The following is a 12246-nucleotide window of genomic DNA, read 5'->3' on the forward strand; positions in this document are numbered from 1 at the left end:
CCGATCTCCACGACCCGTCGCCGGGCCGTGGACCTGCTCGTCCGCCGCGCACGCCTCCCATCCGGACTTTAACCGTCGGTCCAGGAATTTCACCTGGTCAACCGGCCGCTGGCTGCGGACGGGTCGCGGACTGTAACCGCCGGTTCGGATTTTCACCGACCCCGGAGTGCGCTGAACGTCACTACTACTGCCGTCATTCTGCCATGATCGGCGCCGCAGCAGCAGGGGGTGGGCCTGTGGTCTGTTTCACTCGGCGACCGGCCGGTCACGGGAATAGCCCGCCCGGCCGCGGCGGCGGCGCCGAGCACGCCCTCCGCCGGCCCTGAGGGCGTGTCAACGGCGGCGCCCTCGGGGGCGGATCGGCCGCACCTCCTCGGCGTGCCTCCCCGGCGGGGCGCCCGGCTCCGGGTCCGCCGGCCGGTGTGCCCGCGCGCGGCGGACCCGCGACCGCAGGGTTTGGTGCGGATCCGGCCCCCGCCCGCAGATTCTCCGTCCGGTCCGGCGGGGATCCGGGGAAATTCGTCGCTTCCTACCCCTGGTCACCGGGTTCGGTCGTACGGAATGATCCCGCAGCAACCCTCGCCCCGCTCTGGAGGACCCGTGTCCCGTCCTGCCCGCGTGCCCCGTCTCGCCGTCGCCACCGCCGCCGTGCTCGCCACTGCGGCCGGTCTCGCCGCCACTCCCGCGGCCGCCAAGCCCGCCCCGGCCGCGGCCGGTGCGGTCGGCCGGGTCTTCATGGTCAATCCGGTGCAGTCCTCGGGCGACGAGTCGCTGACGGACGCCAAGGACGCGGCCTCGGCCGTGCCCGCGTCCGCCTACGCGCAGGTCGCGCTGCGGAACCTGGACGGCAGCGGCTACCTGTCGGGCCGGTGGGCGGTGGTCCGCTCGGAGACCGGGGCGCCCGCGTACTCGCCGTCCGGCGGCTTCACGTTCACCCGGGACGACGACCGGTTCGAGCAGGTGATGGCGTACTTCTGGGTCAACGAGGCGCAGGAGTACCTGCAGGGCCTGGGCTTCGGCAGTGAGCTGCCGGGTGCGAACGACCGGGCGCAGCCGGTGCGGATCAACCAGTGGGGGGCGGACAACTCCTTCTTCACCGACAAGAAGGACGAGATCCGCTTCGGCAAGGGCGGGGTGGACGACGCGGAGGACGCCGAGGTGATCGTCCACGAGTACGGGCACGCGGTGCACGAGGCGCAGGTGCCGGGCTTCGGGGCGTCGGCGGAGGCCGGGGCGATCGGCGAGGCGTTCGGCGACTACCTGGCGGTGGCGGTGGGCGCCGCCGCCGACGCGAAGTACGGCTGGACGGCGCGCACCCCGGAGGCCTGCGTGGCGGACTGGGACTCGACCGGTTACACCGCCGGCCCGGTGCACTGCCTGCGCCGCCTGGACACCGGCAAGGTGTACGGCGACAAGGTCGGCGAGGTGCACGCCGACGGCGAGATCTGGTCGCAGGCGCTGTACGACGTCCGCAAGGCGCTGGGGGCCCGCACGGCCGACCGGATCATCGTGAACGCGCAGTTCTCCTTCGCGCCCGACACGTCCTTCTCGGCGGCCGCCCTGGCGACCGTGGACACCGCCCGCCGGATGTACGGCGCGAGCACCGCGGACACCGTCCGGAAGGCCTTCGCCGCGCGGCAGATCCCGGGCCTCTGAGCGGCTCCCGCCGCCCCCGGCCCCACCGTCCGCCGCGGTGGGGCCGGGGGCGGCGCGCCGTCGCGCGTAGGCTCGGCGGCATGACGACCCGTGACGTCCTCGTGGTGACCACGACCCACGACGCGCAGGAGAAGGCCCGCGCGCTGGCCGAGCTGGTGGTGCGGGAGCGGCTGGCCGCCTGCGCGCAGGTGTACCCGATCGGTTCGGTGTACCGGTGGGAGGGCGAGGTGCGGTCGGAGCCCGAGTGGCGGATCGACTTCAAGACCACGGCCGGCGTCGTGGACCGGCTCACCGCCTTCCTCCGGGAGCACCACGGCTACGAGACCCCGGAGGTGGTGGCCGTGCCGGTGGTGGCCGGCTCGGAGGCGTACCTGGCGTGGGTGGCGGCGGAGACCGCCGGGCCGTGACCTCCTGCCGGCCCCTCCCGCCGCCGGGCTGACACGCCGTCACCGAGGGTGCCGGGCGGCCGGTGGCCGTCGTGCCAGCATGGAGCGGGCGTCGGAGCCGAAGGGTGGGCGATGCGGAAGATCGTGATGCTGTTCTCGGTGTCCCTGGACGGGTACGTCGAGCGGCCGGACCGGCGGATCGACTGGCACCTGGTCGACGAAGAGCTGCACCGGCACATGAACGACGTGCTGCGGCCGATGGGCGGCTTCATCAGCGGCCGGGTCACCTGGGAGCTGATGGCCGGGTACTGGCCGACCGCGGACGCCGACCCGGACGCCCCCGGACCGGTCGTCGAGTTCGCGGAGATCTGGCGCTCCATGCCGAAGACCGTCTACTCCCGCACCCTGACCCGCGCCGGCTGGAACACCGAGATCCGGCGGGAGGTCGTCCCGGCCGAGGTCGAGCGGCTCAAGGCGGAGCCCGGCGGGGACCTCGTGCTCGGCGGCGCGGACCTCGCCGCGGCCTTCCTGCAGCACGACCTGGTGGACGAGTACCGGATCTACGTCCACCCGGTGCTGATCGGCGCGGGCAAGCCGCTCTTCCCGCCCGCGGCGGCGGACCGGCCGCTGCAGCTGCTGGAGACCCGGACCTTCGGCAACGGCGTGGTGCTGCTGCACTACGGGCGGCCGGCGGCCTCCTGAGCGGCCCGGCCGTCCCGCGCGGCGGGCAGCCGGCCGGCCAGCGCGACGCGCAGGTCGGCCGGGGTGCGGTAGTGCAGGCCCACCATGCCCAGGGCGGTGGCCGCGGCGACGTTCTCGGCGCGGTCGTCGACGAACAGGCACCGCTCGGGGGCGACCCCGGCCCGTTCGGCGGCGATCTCGTAGATCCGGGTGTCCGGCTTGGCCGAGCCGACCTCGGCGCTGTTCACCACGCCGTCCGCGAGGCCGGTGAGGCCGAGTGCGGCGAGGTCCTCGTCCAGCCAGACGGTGGCGTTGGTGACGAGCAGCACCGGGCAGCTCGCGCGGGCCCGGCGGAGCAGGTCGACGACCTCGGGGTCGGCCGACTGGGGTGTGGTGGTGAAGGCCCCCGCGAGGGCCCGGGCCCCGTCCTCGGAGACGCTCGCGGTGAGCGCGGCGCCGATCGCCTCCCGCCACTGCGCCCGGGTGAGCCCGCCGAGGACGAGCGGCTCCGCGACCCCGGGCCCGAACGCCGCCCGGGCGGTGCTGCCCGGCGGCAGTCCGGCCGCCCGCTCCAGCCGGGTCACCTCGGCGTGGTCGAAGAACCTGATCACACCGTCCAGGTCGCACAGGACGGCGCCGGGCACCGTCATGCGAGTTCGCCGGATCTGACCGCGTCGACGAAGGCCTGCCACGCGGCGGCTCCGAAGACCAGCGCCGGCCCGGCCGGGTCCTTGCTGTCCCGCACCGGGACCATCCCGTCGAAGCCGTCCGCGACCTCGACGCACTCGCCGCCCGAGCCTCCGCTGAAGCTCGACTTCCGCCAGACCGCGGCCGACAGATCGAGTCCGTTCATGGGGTGTAGACCTCCTCCATCGCCGTCTCGACGGCGGTCAACGAAGCGTCCGGCGACAGGGCGTCAGCGCGCAGGTGATGGTACGCCAGTGTGTAGCGCGCCACATCCTCCGGACGGTCGATGAGTTGGCCCGAGTAGGGCCCCTCCAGGTGGGCCACGTCCGGCCCCTCCGTGAACGACAGAAGGGTCATCGAGCCGTCCAGGGCGGTGTGCGCGCCGGCCGCGAAGGGCAGCACCTGCATCACGACCCGCGGGCTGCGGGCCACGTCCAACAGCCGTTCCAGTTGGTGCCGCATCACGGCCGGGCCGCCCACCGGGCGCCGCAGCACCGCCTCGTCCAGCACGACCCACAGCAGCGGCGGGGTGGGCCCGTCCAGGATGGTCTGGCGGCTCATCCGGGCGGCGACCAACTCGGCCACGACCTCGTCCGGTTCGCCGGTGCGGCCCTTGCGGATCACGGCCCAGGCGTACTCCTCGGTCTGCAGCAGCCCCGGCACGACCTGGGCCTGGTAGGTGGCGACGGAGGTCGCGGTGGACTCCAGCTCCACGAAGCCGCGGAACCACGACGGGAAGGCCGGCCGGCCGAGCAGCGGCCAGATGCGGGCCAGCGCGCCGTCGGTGCCCAGCGCCGCGTCGCAGCGTTCGGTGAACTCCCGGGAGGGTTTGCGCCGGGCCGTCTCGACCAGCCCGACGAGCGAGCCGGTGTAGTTGACGACCTCGCCGAGCCGGTCCTGGGTGAGCCCGGAGGCCTCGCGGAAGCGGCGCAGCTCCGACCCGAAGAAGCCGAGCACGGACGACGAAGGGTCCAGGTCTCGCGTCGGTGCCATCGGCGTCCTCCCCCGGCCTACAGCGCCCGTTGTTGAGCGCCGAGCACTACCGAGCGTATCGCCGCGGGACGAGTCTTGTGACGGGCCGGCGCAGATCGCCCCGGACCGTGACCGTTGGAGCCGTGATGCACGACGTCCCCGCCCGTCCCGCCGCCGAGCGGCCGCCCTTCGCGACGACGGGCGGGGCGGACGGCTTCGGCGGGCGGCTGGAGTTCTGGCTGCCGAGACGCCGGGACTCGGTGCGCGAGGCGCGGCGGCGGCTGCGCGACCTGATGGCGGTCTGCGAGCCGTGGGACGCACGCACCGCCGGGCACTTCACCGGGGACGGCGCTCTGGTGCTGTCCGAACTCGCCACCAACGCGGTGGTGCACGCCCGCTGCCGCGGCGGCCGGGTTCGGTTCCGTCTCCGCTACGGCAGGCCGGGCCTGCTGCTGGAGGTGTCCGACCCGGACGGCGGGTGCGGGCCGGGCGAGGTGCCGCGGATCGCGGAGGAGCTCCCGGAGGGCGGGCGCGGGTTGGAGATCGTCGGCGCGCTCGCCGCGGCCTGGGGCTGGCTGCCGCAGGCCGCGGGCGGGGGTGGCGGCAAGACGGTGTGGGCGCTGATCGCGCCGCCGGGTGCCGCGGGGCCGGCGGAGGGCTGAGGGACTGCCGGGCGCAGTGCCGGAAACGCCGTTCCGCGGCGGACGGCGCTCGGCTAGATTTCCGGTATGTGATCACAGAACCCGCGGCGCCCGGCCGCCTCTTCGACGCCCTGCAGTCCTCCGCCGTCCGGGAGGTGTCCGAGCTGCGCGAGGTGTACGAGCAGCCCGGCGACCACGCCCGCCGCAAGCAGGTCGACCGGATCCACGACGTGGCCCGGCAGTTGATCGGCTGCTCGTCGCTGGTGATGGTGGCGAGCGCGGACGGGGAGGGCCGCTGCGACGTGTCGCCGCGGGGCGGCCCGGCCGGGTTCGTGGCCGTGCTGGACGACCGGACGCTGGCGATCCCCGACGCCACCGGCAACAAGCGCCTGGACAGCCTGCAGAACGTCGTGACCACCGGACGGGTCGGCCTGCTCTTCGTGGTGCCCGGCCGGGACACCACGCTGCGGGTCAACGGCCGGGCCTGCGTCACCACCGACGAGCGCCTGCTGGCGCAGCTGACCGCGGTCGGCAAGCCGCCGCGGAGCGCGATCGTGGTGGAGGTCGAGGAGGTGTACGGGCACTGCCCGAAGGCGTTCCTGCGCGGCTCCGCGTGGAAGCCGGAGCAGTGGCTCGGCAAGGACGCCCAGCCGACCTCGGCCCAGGTCACCCTCTCCCACCTGCGGGACCCGGAGCTGACCCTGGACCAGATCGAGCAGGCGGAGCGGGAGTCCCTCCGGTACCGCTACGAGTGACCCGCGCCGCCGCGGAGCGGAGCGGAGCGGTCAGAGCGGCAGCTCCTCGCCCGCGCGGTAGGAACGGACGGCGGCGGCCCCGCCGCCGTCCGGGCGGACGAGGTGCACCCGGCCCGCGCCGCGCACCCGGGCGCCCGCGCCCCGCACGGTGACGGCGGTGTTCTCGTCGATCGCCAGGCCGTAGGGCACGGCGCCGCGGGCGACCGCCTCGACCAGCCGGCCGAGGGTGCCCCACTGGGCGGCGTGCACGTCGACGGCCGGGGCGACCAGGCCGAGGCCGTCGCGGACCTCGATCTCGTCCAGGTCCTCGGCGGTCTCCTCCGGGCAGACGGGCACGCCCCCGGACAGCCAGCCGCCGACCACCGCGCGCCCGGCCGCGATCGCCGCGCCGGCCGAGAACCCGGCGTACGGCAGCGGGCGTTCGGCCAGCCGGCGGCCGAGCGGCCCGGCCAGCGCCGAGGCGTACTCGGGGGTGAGCCCGCCGCCGACGAACACGGCGTCCGCGCCGTCGAGCACGGCCGGGTCGAACGCCGCGCCCGGCACCACGGGCACCGCGCGGGGCCGGCAGGGCGCCGCCGCGGTGAGCGCGCCGGACCAGCGCTCGAACTGCTCGGGCACGTCGCCCTCGTCGAGCAGCAGGCAGGCCACCTCGGGCTGCGCCCCGGCCTCGGCCAGGAACGGCCCGTACAGCTCCGCGTACCACGCCTCGTCGCGGCCGCCGCCGACCAGATGGATCGTCATCGCTCCCCCTTCACGGTGTGCATCCTGCACGGTGTGCATCCGGCGCACGCTAGGCGGTCGGGCACCGACCGGGCGAACGGTTTTCCGCCCGGATCGCGGGGGCCGGGCCGCCGGCCTCAGTCGACGTCGACGTCGTCGAAGAGCGCGAGCATCCGGGCGAGCACCCGGACGCAGGTCGCGACGTCCGCCTCGGTCAGGTCGCCGCCGGCCTGCCGGAGCAGCGCGTGCTCGCGGTCGGTCACGGCGGTGATGGCGGCGAGGCCGTCGTCCGTCAGCCGGATCAGCGAGGACCGCTGGTGGGCCGGGTTGGGGGCGGTCGCGACGAGGTTCCGGGCGGCGGCGTCGTTGACCATGCGCTGGACGAACTGCCGGCTCAGCGACTGGGCGCGGCCCATCTGCGGGACGGTCATCGGCCCGTGCTCGCGGAGGAGGTCGAGGACGGCGCGGACGCCGACCGACAGTCCCTGCTGCGGGGCGTCCTGCTCGATCTTGCGCTGGACCCGTCGGTAGAGCGGGCCCACCAGGGCGAACACCTCCATGAGGTGCGGGGCGATGTCGTCGGGCTCGCCGGGGGCGTCCGGTGGCGGCTGCGGGGGCTCGGTCTCGGTCACGCGGCCATCATGACACCTCGGGTGCCGCATCAGTCGAAGAAGATGACAACTCAGTTGTCATCCTTCAGGGAATATGGCACCTTGGTTGTCATGACTGATGCTTCGGACCTCGCCACCTTCCCCTCCCACGACGGCCTCCTCGCCTACCGCGACACCGGCAGCGGTCCGCCCGTCGTCCTGCTCCACGCGGGCTTCCTGGACCACACCATGTTCGACGAGCTGGTGCCCTCCCTCGCCCGCCGCCACCGGGTGATCGCACCGGACGCCCGCGGCCACGGCCGGTCCGCCAACGCCACCCTGCCGTTCCGCCAGACCGACGACCTCGCCGCCCTGCTGCGCGGGCTCGACACCGGCCCGGCCGTCCTGGTCGGCACCTCGATGGGCGCGATCATCGCCGTCGACACCGCCTTGGAGCACCCGGACCTGGTGCGCGCCCTGGTGATCAGCGGCGGCGGCACCGCCCTGCGCGAACCCCGCGACCCGTGGCTGCTGGAGCTGGAGGCCGAGAAGGCCGCCGCCATGGCCGCCGGCGACATCGCCGGCTGGGTCGACGCCTTCGCCCTGATCGCCGCCGGCCCGCACCGCGGCCTCGACCGGGTCGACCCGGAGGTCGTCCGCCGGGTGAAGGAGATGGCCTGGCGCACCCTCGCCAAGCACACCGCCGACGAGCAGGACCACAGCGTGTCCGTCGCCGACACCGCCGCCCGCGCCAAGGAGATCGCCGTGCCCGTCCTGGCGCTCAACGGCGCGCTCGACTCCCCCGACCTGATCGCGCTCGCCGAGGACCTCGCCGCCGCCGTCCCCGACGGCCGCACCACCACCCTCGACGACGCCGCCCACCTGCCGAGCATGGACCGCCCGGAGGCCTACCTCCACGCGGTCGAGGCCTTCCTGCAGGAGATCACGGCGGCCTGAAGCCGCTACGCGCCGGGCGCGGCGCCTTCCGCGGGGTCGGCGCGTCGGCGCAGGTCCGCGCCGCAGCGCCAGCAGCGGGCGCTGCCGGCCGGCTCCGGCACCGCGTCGCAGGACGGGCAGAGCAGCGCCAGCAGGCAGGCCGGCTCACCGCCCTGCTCCTCCGGGCCCGGCTGCTGCTCCCCGTGCCCGCCGAACGGCTCCTCGTCCATGCCCGCCAGGCTACGCCGGTGCACCTACGGCGGTCACAGGGCGTGGCGGCTCGCGCAAACCCGGAGGTGGTGGTGGACTGAGGGGGACGGGAAGGGCCCCAGGAAGACGCGGGGTAGCGGCCAGAACCGTGCACCGCGCAATCAGGATCCGCGAGAAGCGGGTAGCCCCTTCCCGTCGCCGCACGTCGGACGCCGTGCAGCACGGCCGGCCGCCGCCGTTCCTGCTCCGGACACCGCTGGAGGAGCCATGACGTCAGCCGTGGGAAGCCGCCCGGTCGTGGTCGGCGTCGACGCCGGGGACCCGGCATCGGCCGCGCTCGCCTGGGCCGCCGACGAGGCCGTCCGCCGGGGGCTGCCGCTGCGGCTCGTCCACGCCGTACCGCCGAGCAGCCGGGACTACCGCGGCTTCGACGAGGGCCACTACCGCACCGCGATGCACGAGGCCGGCGAGGCGGCGCTCGGCGAGGCCCGGCTCGCCGTCGAGGAACGGTACTCGGGGCTCGACATCAGCATCGTCCTCGCCGACGGGCAACCCGGCCAGGTGATCTGCCGGCGGGCCGCCAGCGCCGAGATGGTCGTCCTCGGCACCCGCGGGCTCTCCCGGATCGAGGCGGTGCTCAGCACCTACTCGGTCATCCTCCCGGTCACCGCCCAGGCGCCGTGCCCGGTGGTGATCGTCCGCGGTGAGGAGCAGGTCGCCGAGGAGCCGCCGTACGTCGTCGTCGGCGTGGACGGCAGCGGCGGCTCGGGCGCGGCCATCGACTTCGCCTTCGACGCGGCGGCCCGGCGCGGGGCGGAGCTGCGCGCCGTCTGGGTGTGGCAGGCGCCGACCATCCTGCCGATCGACAAGGCCACCGCGATCCAGGAGATCGGCCGGCAGCTCCACGAGGCCACCGCCGGCCGCACCGCCCTGCACCCCGACGTCCGGCTCACCCACGAGGTGCTCACCGGCCACCCCGTCGAGCAGCTCGCCGCTGCCTCCGAGAACGCACTCGCCCTGGTCGTCGGCCGCCGCGGCCGCGGCGGCTTCACCGGCCTGCGCCTCGGCTCCGTCCCGCACGGCCTGCTGCACCGCGCCCGCTGTCCGCTCGTGACGGTGCCCGCCGAGCTCGACTGATTCCCCGCCCGGCGCCCTGCCCGACCGATCGCCCCGGGCGGGCCGTCAGCACGGCTCCGGCCTCGGACGGCGCCGGGGTCGCCCCGGTGACGAGCCCGGCGGCCTGCCGCATCCAGGTCGCCGGCCTGCACCTGGTGGACCGCCAGGTCGGCGAGGGCGGTCGCCCGGACGGCCGGATCGTCCTGGAGAGAGGCGAACAGCCGGCGTGCAAAGCCCCTCTTGGTCTGCTGACGGCGGTGCAACAGCAGGGTGCGGCCCCGGGAGGCGGGGGGTCAGAGGTGTTCGAAGAACCGGGTCCACCGGGTGGCCACGTCCTGGTGCGGCGGGTGGCTGATCACGGAGTCCTCGTCGACCAGCCGGGTCACACCGTCGAAGGGTCGGTGCAGCAGTCGGGGCGGCACCTGCACGTACCCCAGGTCCGACAGCGCGGCCTCGATCCGCCGGCGGTCCGCCACCGAGAGCGCGCCGGCTGCCACGGCGCCGTCCTCACCGGCATGGCTGTCGGGACTCGGCGTGGTGACCACGGCCAGGTCCCCGTAGTTGCTGAGTCTGATACCCACGTGTACACCGGCTTCGGCGAGCTCCGCGGGAACGCCGATCGCGAAGTAGTAGCTGGCGTCCTCGTTCCGGTCGAGGGGGCACCGCCCGCCGAACTCCTCGGACAGCCGGTCGGCGAGTTCCGTCGCCCGCAGCCCGGCCCTCCGGTGGTCGTAGCCCTCGGGGTGCTCCAGATGGTCCGGCACGGGCAGGCGGTCCAGCTCGTGCAGCAGAGCGATCATCATCCGGTCGTCGTCCATGACGTCAGCCCAGGTACCCGCCGCCCACGGGCGGTCAGTCGGGGAGCAGCAGGTTGACGTCGCCGAACTCGTGCCAGAGGTAGCGCTGTTCGAGGGCCTCGGCGTAGCAGCGGGTGAGCAGGGGGCGGCCGGCCACGGCCTCGAGCATGAGGAGGTGGGAGGCACGCGGCTCGTGGAGGCCGGTCAGCAGGCCGTCGACGGCGCGGACACCGCGTCCGGGGGTGATGACGAGGTCGGTCCAGCCGTCGGCGGCGTGGACCTGCCCGTCCCCGTCCGCGGCGGACTCGAGGGCGCGGACGGCGGTGGTGCCGACCGCGATCACCCGGCCGCCCCCGGCACGGACGTGGTTGACCAGCCGGGCCGTGGACTCCGGGACGGAGTACCGCTCGGCGTACGGGGCCTCGTGCGCCTCCGGGGAGGCCACGCCGGTGTGCAGGGTGATCGGCGCGACGAGGATCCCGCGGGAGACCAGCCGGGCCACCGTCTCCGTGGTGAACGGCCGGGCGGCGCTGGGCATTTCGCTGCTGCCGGGCACGGCCGCGAAGACCGTCCGGTACGCCTCGATCGGCCAGTCGCGGTCCACGTAGCCGTACCGGACGGCGCGGCCGTGCCGGGCGAGGTAGCCGGTGAGTTCGCCGGGCAGGGTGAGCCTGGCGTGCCAGAGCCGCGGGGTGAACGGCGCGGTGAGTTCGGCGACCGCACCGCCCGGCAGGGTGATCCGCAGGCCGGGCCGGGCGGGCGAAGTGCCCGGTTCCCAGGGGGCGGTGGCGTGCGAGGTGGGTCGGCGCAGCTCGACGAGGTGGTGGCCGCGCGGGTCCGGCTGGGCGGAGGAGAGGTGCACGGCGACCTCGGTGCCGTCCGGGAGTGCGCCGGTGAGTGCGGCGGGCAGGGTGGCCGAGTTGTTCACCACCAGCAGGTCGCCGGGGCGCAGCAGGTCGGGCAGCTCGGTGAAGCGGTGGTGGGAGGTGGCGGTGCCCTGTCGGCGGCCGACCAGGAGGCGGACGCCGTCCCGGGTCAGGCCGCGGGCCTCGGCGGGTGCCCGGGCGGAGAGTTCGGGCGGGACGGTGAAGTCGTAGCCGGTGTCCACGGCGGTCGCCATCTCACTCACCGGCCGGGGTCGGGGCGTCGGCGGCGGTCCGGGCGGCGACGGCGGGCGTGTCGGCGGCGGTGGGCACGTCGGCGGGCAGGTCGGCCGCGCGGTAGCGGCCGGCGGCGGGGCGGTCCCGGAGCAGGCCGAGCAGCGCGGGGACGACGGTGGCGGGCAGCGGCCGGTCGGAGATGTCCTCGCCGGGGAAGGCCTCCTGGTGCATCCGGGTGCGCATGTCCCCCGGGTCGACGGCCCAGACGGCGACGGCCGGCTCCTCGGCGGCGAGCACTGCGGAGGCGTGGTCGAGGGCCGCCTTGGAGGCGCCGTACCCGCCCCAGCCGGGGTAGGCCTCGACGGCCGCGTCCGAGCTGATGTTGAGGACGGCGCCATGGTGGTCGCGCAGCTGGGGCAGCAGCAGCTGGGTGAGGGCGATCGGGCCGAGCACGTTGACCTCGAAGGTCTCCAGCAGGCCGGGCAGCGGGAAGTCGGCGAGGGCGGGCAGCGGTGCGCCGTCGAGGTCGTAGCCGGTCAGGGTGGAGGCGTTGTTGACGAGCAGGGAGGCCCCGCCGAGGGCCTTCGCGGCCTCGGCGAGGCGTTCGCGGTGGTCGTCGTCGACGACGGAGCCGGCCGGGGCGGTGACCTTGGTGACGGCGGCGAGTTCGGCCTCGGCGGCGGCGAGTTCGGCGGTGTTCCGGGCGGTGATCACCAGCTGCCAACCCTCCCGGGCGAGGGCGCGGGCGAGTTCCAGGCCGAGCCCCCGGGAGGCTCCGGTGACGACGGCGACGGGCGGGGTCTGCGGGCTGTCGGTGGCTGCCGGTGCAGCGGCGGTGTCCATGCCCCCACTCTCGTCCCGCACCGGGCCCGCCCGGATCGGCCGCCGGCCCAATGCCCCCGGGGCCCTTGGCCCTACGACCGGGGCCTTAGGGCGGTTCTTCGAAGGCGCACGGATGCCGCACAGGGGCGCTGGGGGCACCTGGGCGGCATCCGTACG

16 protein-coding genes and 1 riboswitch are annotated in these 12246 nt (G+C 75.1%); of the genes, 7 read left to right on the top strand and 9 right to left on the bottom strand.

The window, feature by feature from the left end:
- Positions 1-45: 45 nt before the first annotated feature.
- Positions 46-173, bottom strand: a riboswitch (FMN riboswitch).
- Between the two features lie 445 nt (positions 174-618).
- The 3 genes from AB0O09_RS12920 to AB0O09_RS12930 all read left to right on the top strand — a co-directional run bounded on the left by AB0O09_RS12920 (position 619) and on the right by AB0O09_RS12930 (position 2744).
- Positions 619-1656 (top strand): M4 family metallopeptidase, encoded by a 1038-nt coding sequence (locus AB0O09_RS12920; RefSeq protein WP_363541654.1) that lies wholly within the window; start codon positions 619-621, stop codon positions 1654-1656.
- Between the two features lie 80 nt (positions 1657-1736).
- Positions 1737-2063, top strand: a complete 327-nt coding sequence (gene cutA / locus AB0O09_RS12925; RefSeq protein WP_363541656.1) for a divalent-cation tolerance protein CutA — start codon at positions 1737-1739, stop codon at positions 2061-2063.
- A 111-nt stretch (positions 2064-2174) separates the two neighbouring features.
- Entirely contained in the window at positions 2175-2744 is a 570-nt protein-coding gene (locus AB0O09_RS12930; protein WP_363541657.1) for a dihydrofolate reductase family protein, read from the top strand.
- Here the strand turns inward: AB0O09_RS12930 and AB0O09_RS12935 are convergent.
- Genes AB0O09_RS12935 through AB0O09_RS12945 form a run of 3 tightly spaced genes read right to left on the bottom strand, consistent with a single transcriptional unit; the run spans position 2720 to position 4403 of the window.
- Positions 2720-3373 (bottom strand): HAD-IA family hydrolase, encoded by a 654-nt coding sequence (locus tag AB0O09_RS12935; RefSeq protein WP_363541658.1) that lies wholly within the window; start codon positions 3371-3373, stop codon positions 2720-2722. The genes AB0O09_RS12930 and AB0O09_RS12935 overlap by 25 nt on opposite strands.
- Positions 3370-3576 (bottom strand): DUF397 domain-containing protein, encoded by a 207-nt coding sequence (locus tag AB0O09_RS12940; RefSeq protein WP_344628146.1) that lies wholly within the window; start codon positions 3574-3576, stop codon positions 3370-3372. The genes AB0O09_RS12935 and AB0O09_RS12940 overlap by 4 nt, the downstream gene beginning before the upstream one ends.
- Complete coding sequence (locus tag AB0O09_RS12945; RefSeq protein WP_363541659.1) at positions 3573-4403, bottom strand: helix-turn-helix transcriptional regulator; 831 nt, start codon at positions 4401-4403, stop codon at positions 3573-3575. Before AB0O09_RS12945 ends, AB0O09_RS12940 begins: the two co-directional genes overlap by 4 nt.
- Positions 4404-4528: 125 nt before the next feature.
- On the opposite strand from AB0O09_RS12945, the gene AB0O09_RS12950 reads away from it, so the two are divergent.
- Positions 4529-5044, top strand: a complete 516-nt coding sequence (locus tag AB0O09_RS12950; RefSeq protein ID WP_363541660.1) for an ATP-binding protein — start codon at positions 4529-4531, stop codon at positions 5042-5044.
- A 68-nt stretch (positions 5045-5112) separates the two neighbouring features.
- Positions 5113-5778, top strand: coding sequence for an MSMEG_1061 family FMN-dependent PPOX-type flavoprotein (locus tag AB0O09_RS12955; protein WP_359981311.1), 666 nt, complete (start codon positions 5113-5115; stop codon positions 5776-5778).
- A gap of 30 nt (positions 5779-5808) precedes the next feature.
- Here the strand turns inward: AB0O09_RS12955 and AB0O09_RS12960 are convergent, their stop codons facing one another.
- On the bottom strand, positions 5809-6519 hold the full coding sequence (locus AB0O09_RS12960) for a hypothetical protein (RefSeq protein WP_363541661.1): 711 nt from the start codon (positions 6517-6519) through the stop codon (positions 5809-5811).
- 116 nt (positions 6520-6635) lie between these two features.
- Positions 6636-7058, bottom strand: a complete 423-nt coding sequence (locus tag AB0O09_RS12965) for a MarR family transcriptional regulator (protein WP_359981335.1) — start codon at positions 7056-7058, stop codon at positions 6636-6638.
- A 162-nt stretch (positions 7059-7220) separates the two neighbouring features.
- Here AB0O09_RS12965 and AB0O09_RS12970 point away from each other — a divergent pair, with 162 nt between their 5' ends.
- Positions 7221-8045: an alpha/beta hydrolase gene (locus tag AB0O09_RS12970; RefSeq protein WP_363541662.1), complete on the top strand. Its 825-nt coding sequence runs from the start codon at positions 7221-7223 to the stop codon at positions 8043-8045.
- 5 nt (positions 8046-8050) lie between these two features.
- Here the strand turns inward: AB0O09_RS12970 and AB0O09_RS12975 are convergent, their stop codons facing one another.
- Positions 8051-8254 (bottom strand): hypothetical protein, encoded by a 204-nt coding sequence (locus AB0O09_RS12975; protein WP_363541663.1) that lies wholly within the window; start codon positions 8252-8254, stop codon positions 8051-8053.
- A 247-nt stretch (positions 8255-8501) separates the two neighbouring features.
- On the opposite strand from AB0O09_RS12975, the gene AB0O09_RS12980 reads away from it, so the two are divergent.
- The gene (locus AB0O09_RS12980) at positions 8502-9371 is read left to right on the top strand and encodes a universal stress protein (protein ID WP_363541664.1); all 870 of its coding nucleotides are present in this window, start codon (positions 8502-8504) and stop codon (positions 9369-9371) included.
- A 272-nt stretch (positions 9372-9643) separates the two neighbouring features.
- Here the strand turns inward: AB0O09_RS12980 and AB0O09_RS12985 are convergent, their stop codons facing one another.
- Genes AB0O09_RS12985 through AB0O09_RS12995 form a run of 3 tightly spaced genes read right to left on the bottom strand, consistent with a single transcriptional unit; the run spans position 9644 to position 12090 of the window.
- Positions 9644-10168: a hypothetical protein gene (locus AB0O09_RS12985; RefSeq protein WP_363541665.1), complete on the bottom strand. Its 525-nt coding sequence runs from the start codon at positions 10166-10168 to the stop codon at positions 9644-9646.
- A gap of 34 nt (positions 10169-10202) precedes the next feature.
- Positions 10203-11267: an S-adenosylmethionine:tRNA ribosyltransferase-isomerase gene (locus AB0O09_RS12990; RefSeq protein WP_363541666.1), complete on the bottom strand. Its 1065-nt coding sequence runs from the start codon at positions 11265-11267 to the stop codon at positions 10203-10205.
- Between the two features lies 1 nt (position 11268).
- Complete coding sequence (locus tag AB0O09_RS12995) at positions 11269-12090, bottom strand: SDR family oxidoreductase (protein ID WP_363541667.1); 822 nt, start codon at positions 12088-12090, stop codon at positions 11269-11271.
- Positions 12091-12246 lie beyond the last annotated feature (156 nt).

Source organism: Kitasatospora sp. NPDC093679, from assembly GCF_040683455.1.
Lineage (GTDB): Bacteria > Actinomycetota > Actinomycetes > Streptomycetales > Streptomycetaceae > Kitasatospora > Kitasatospora arboriphila.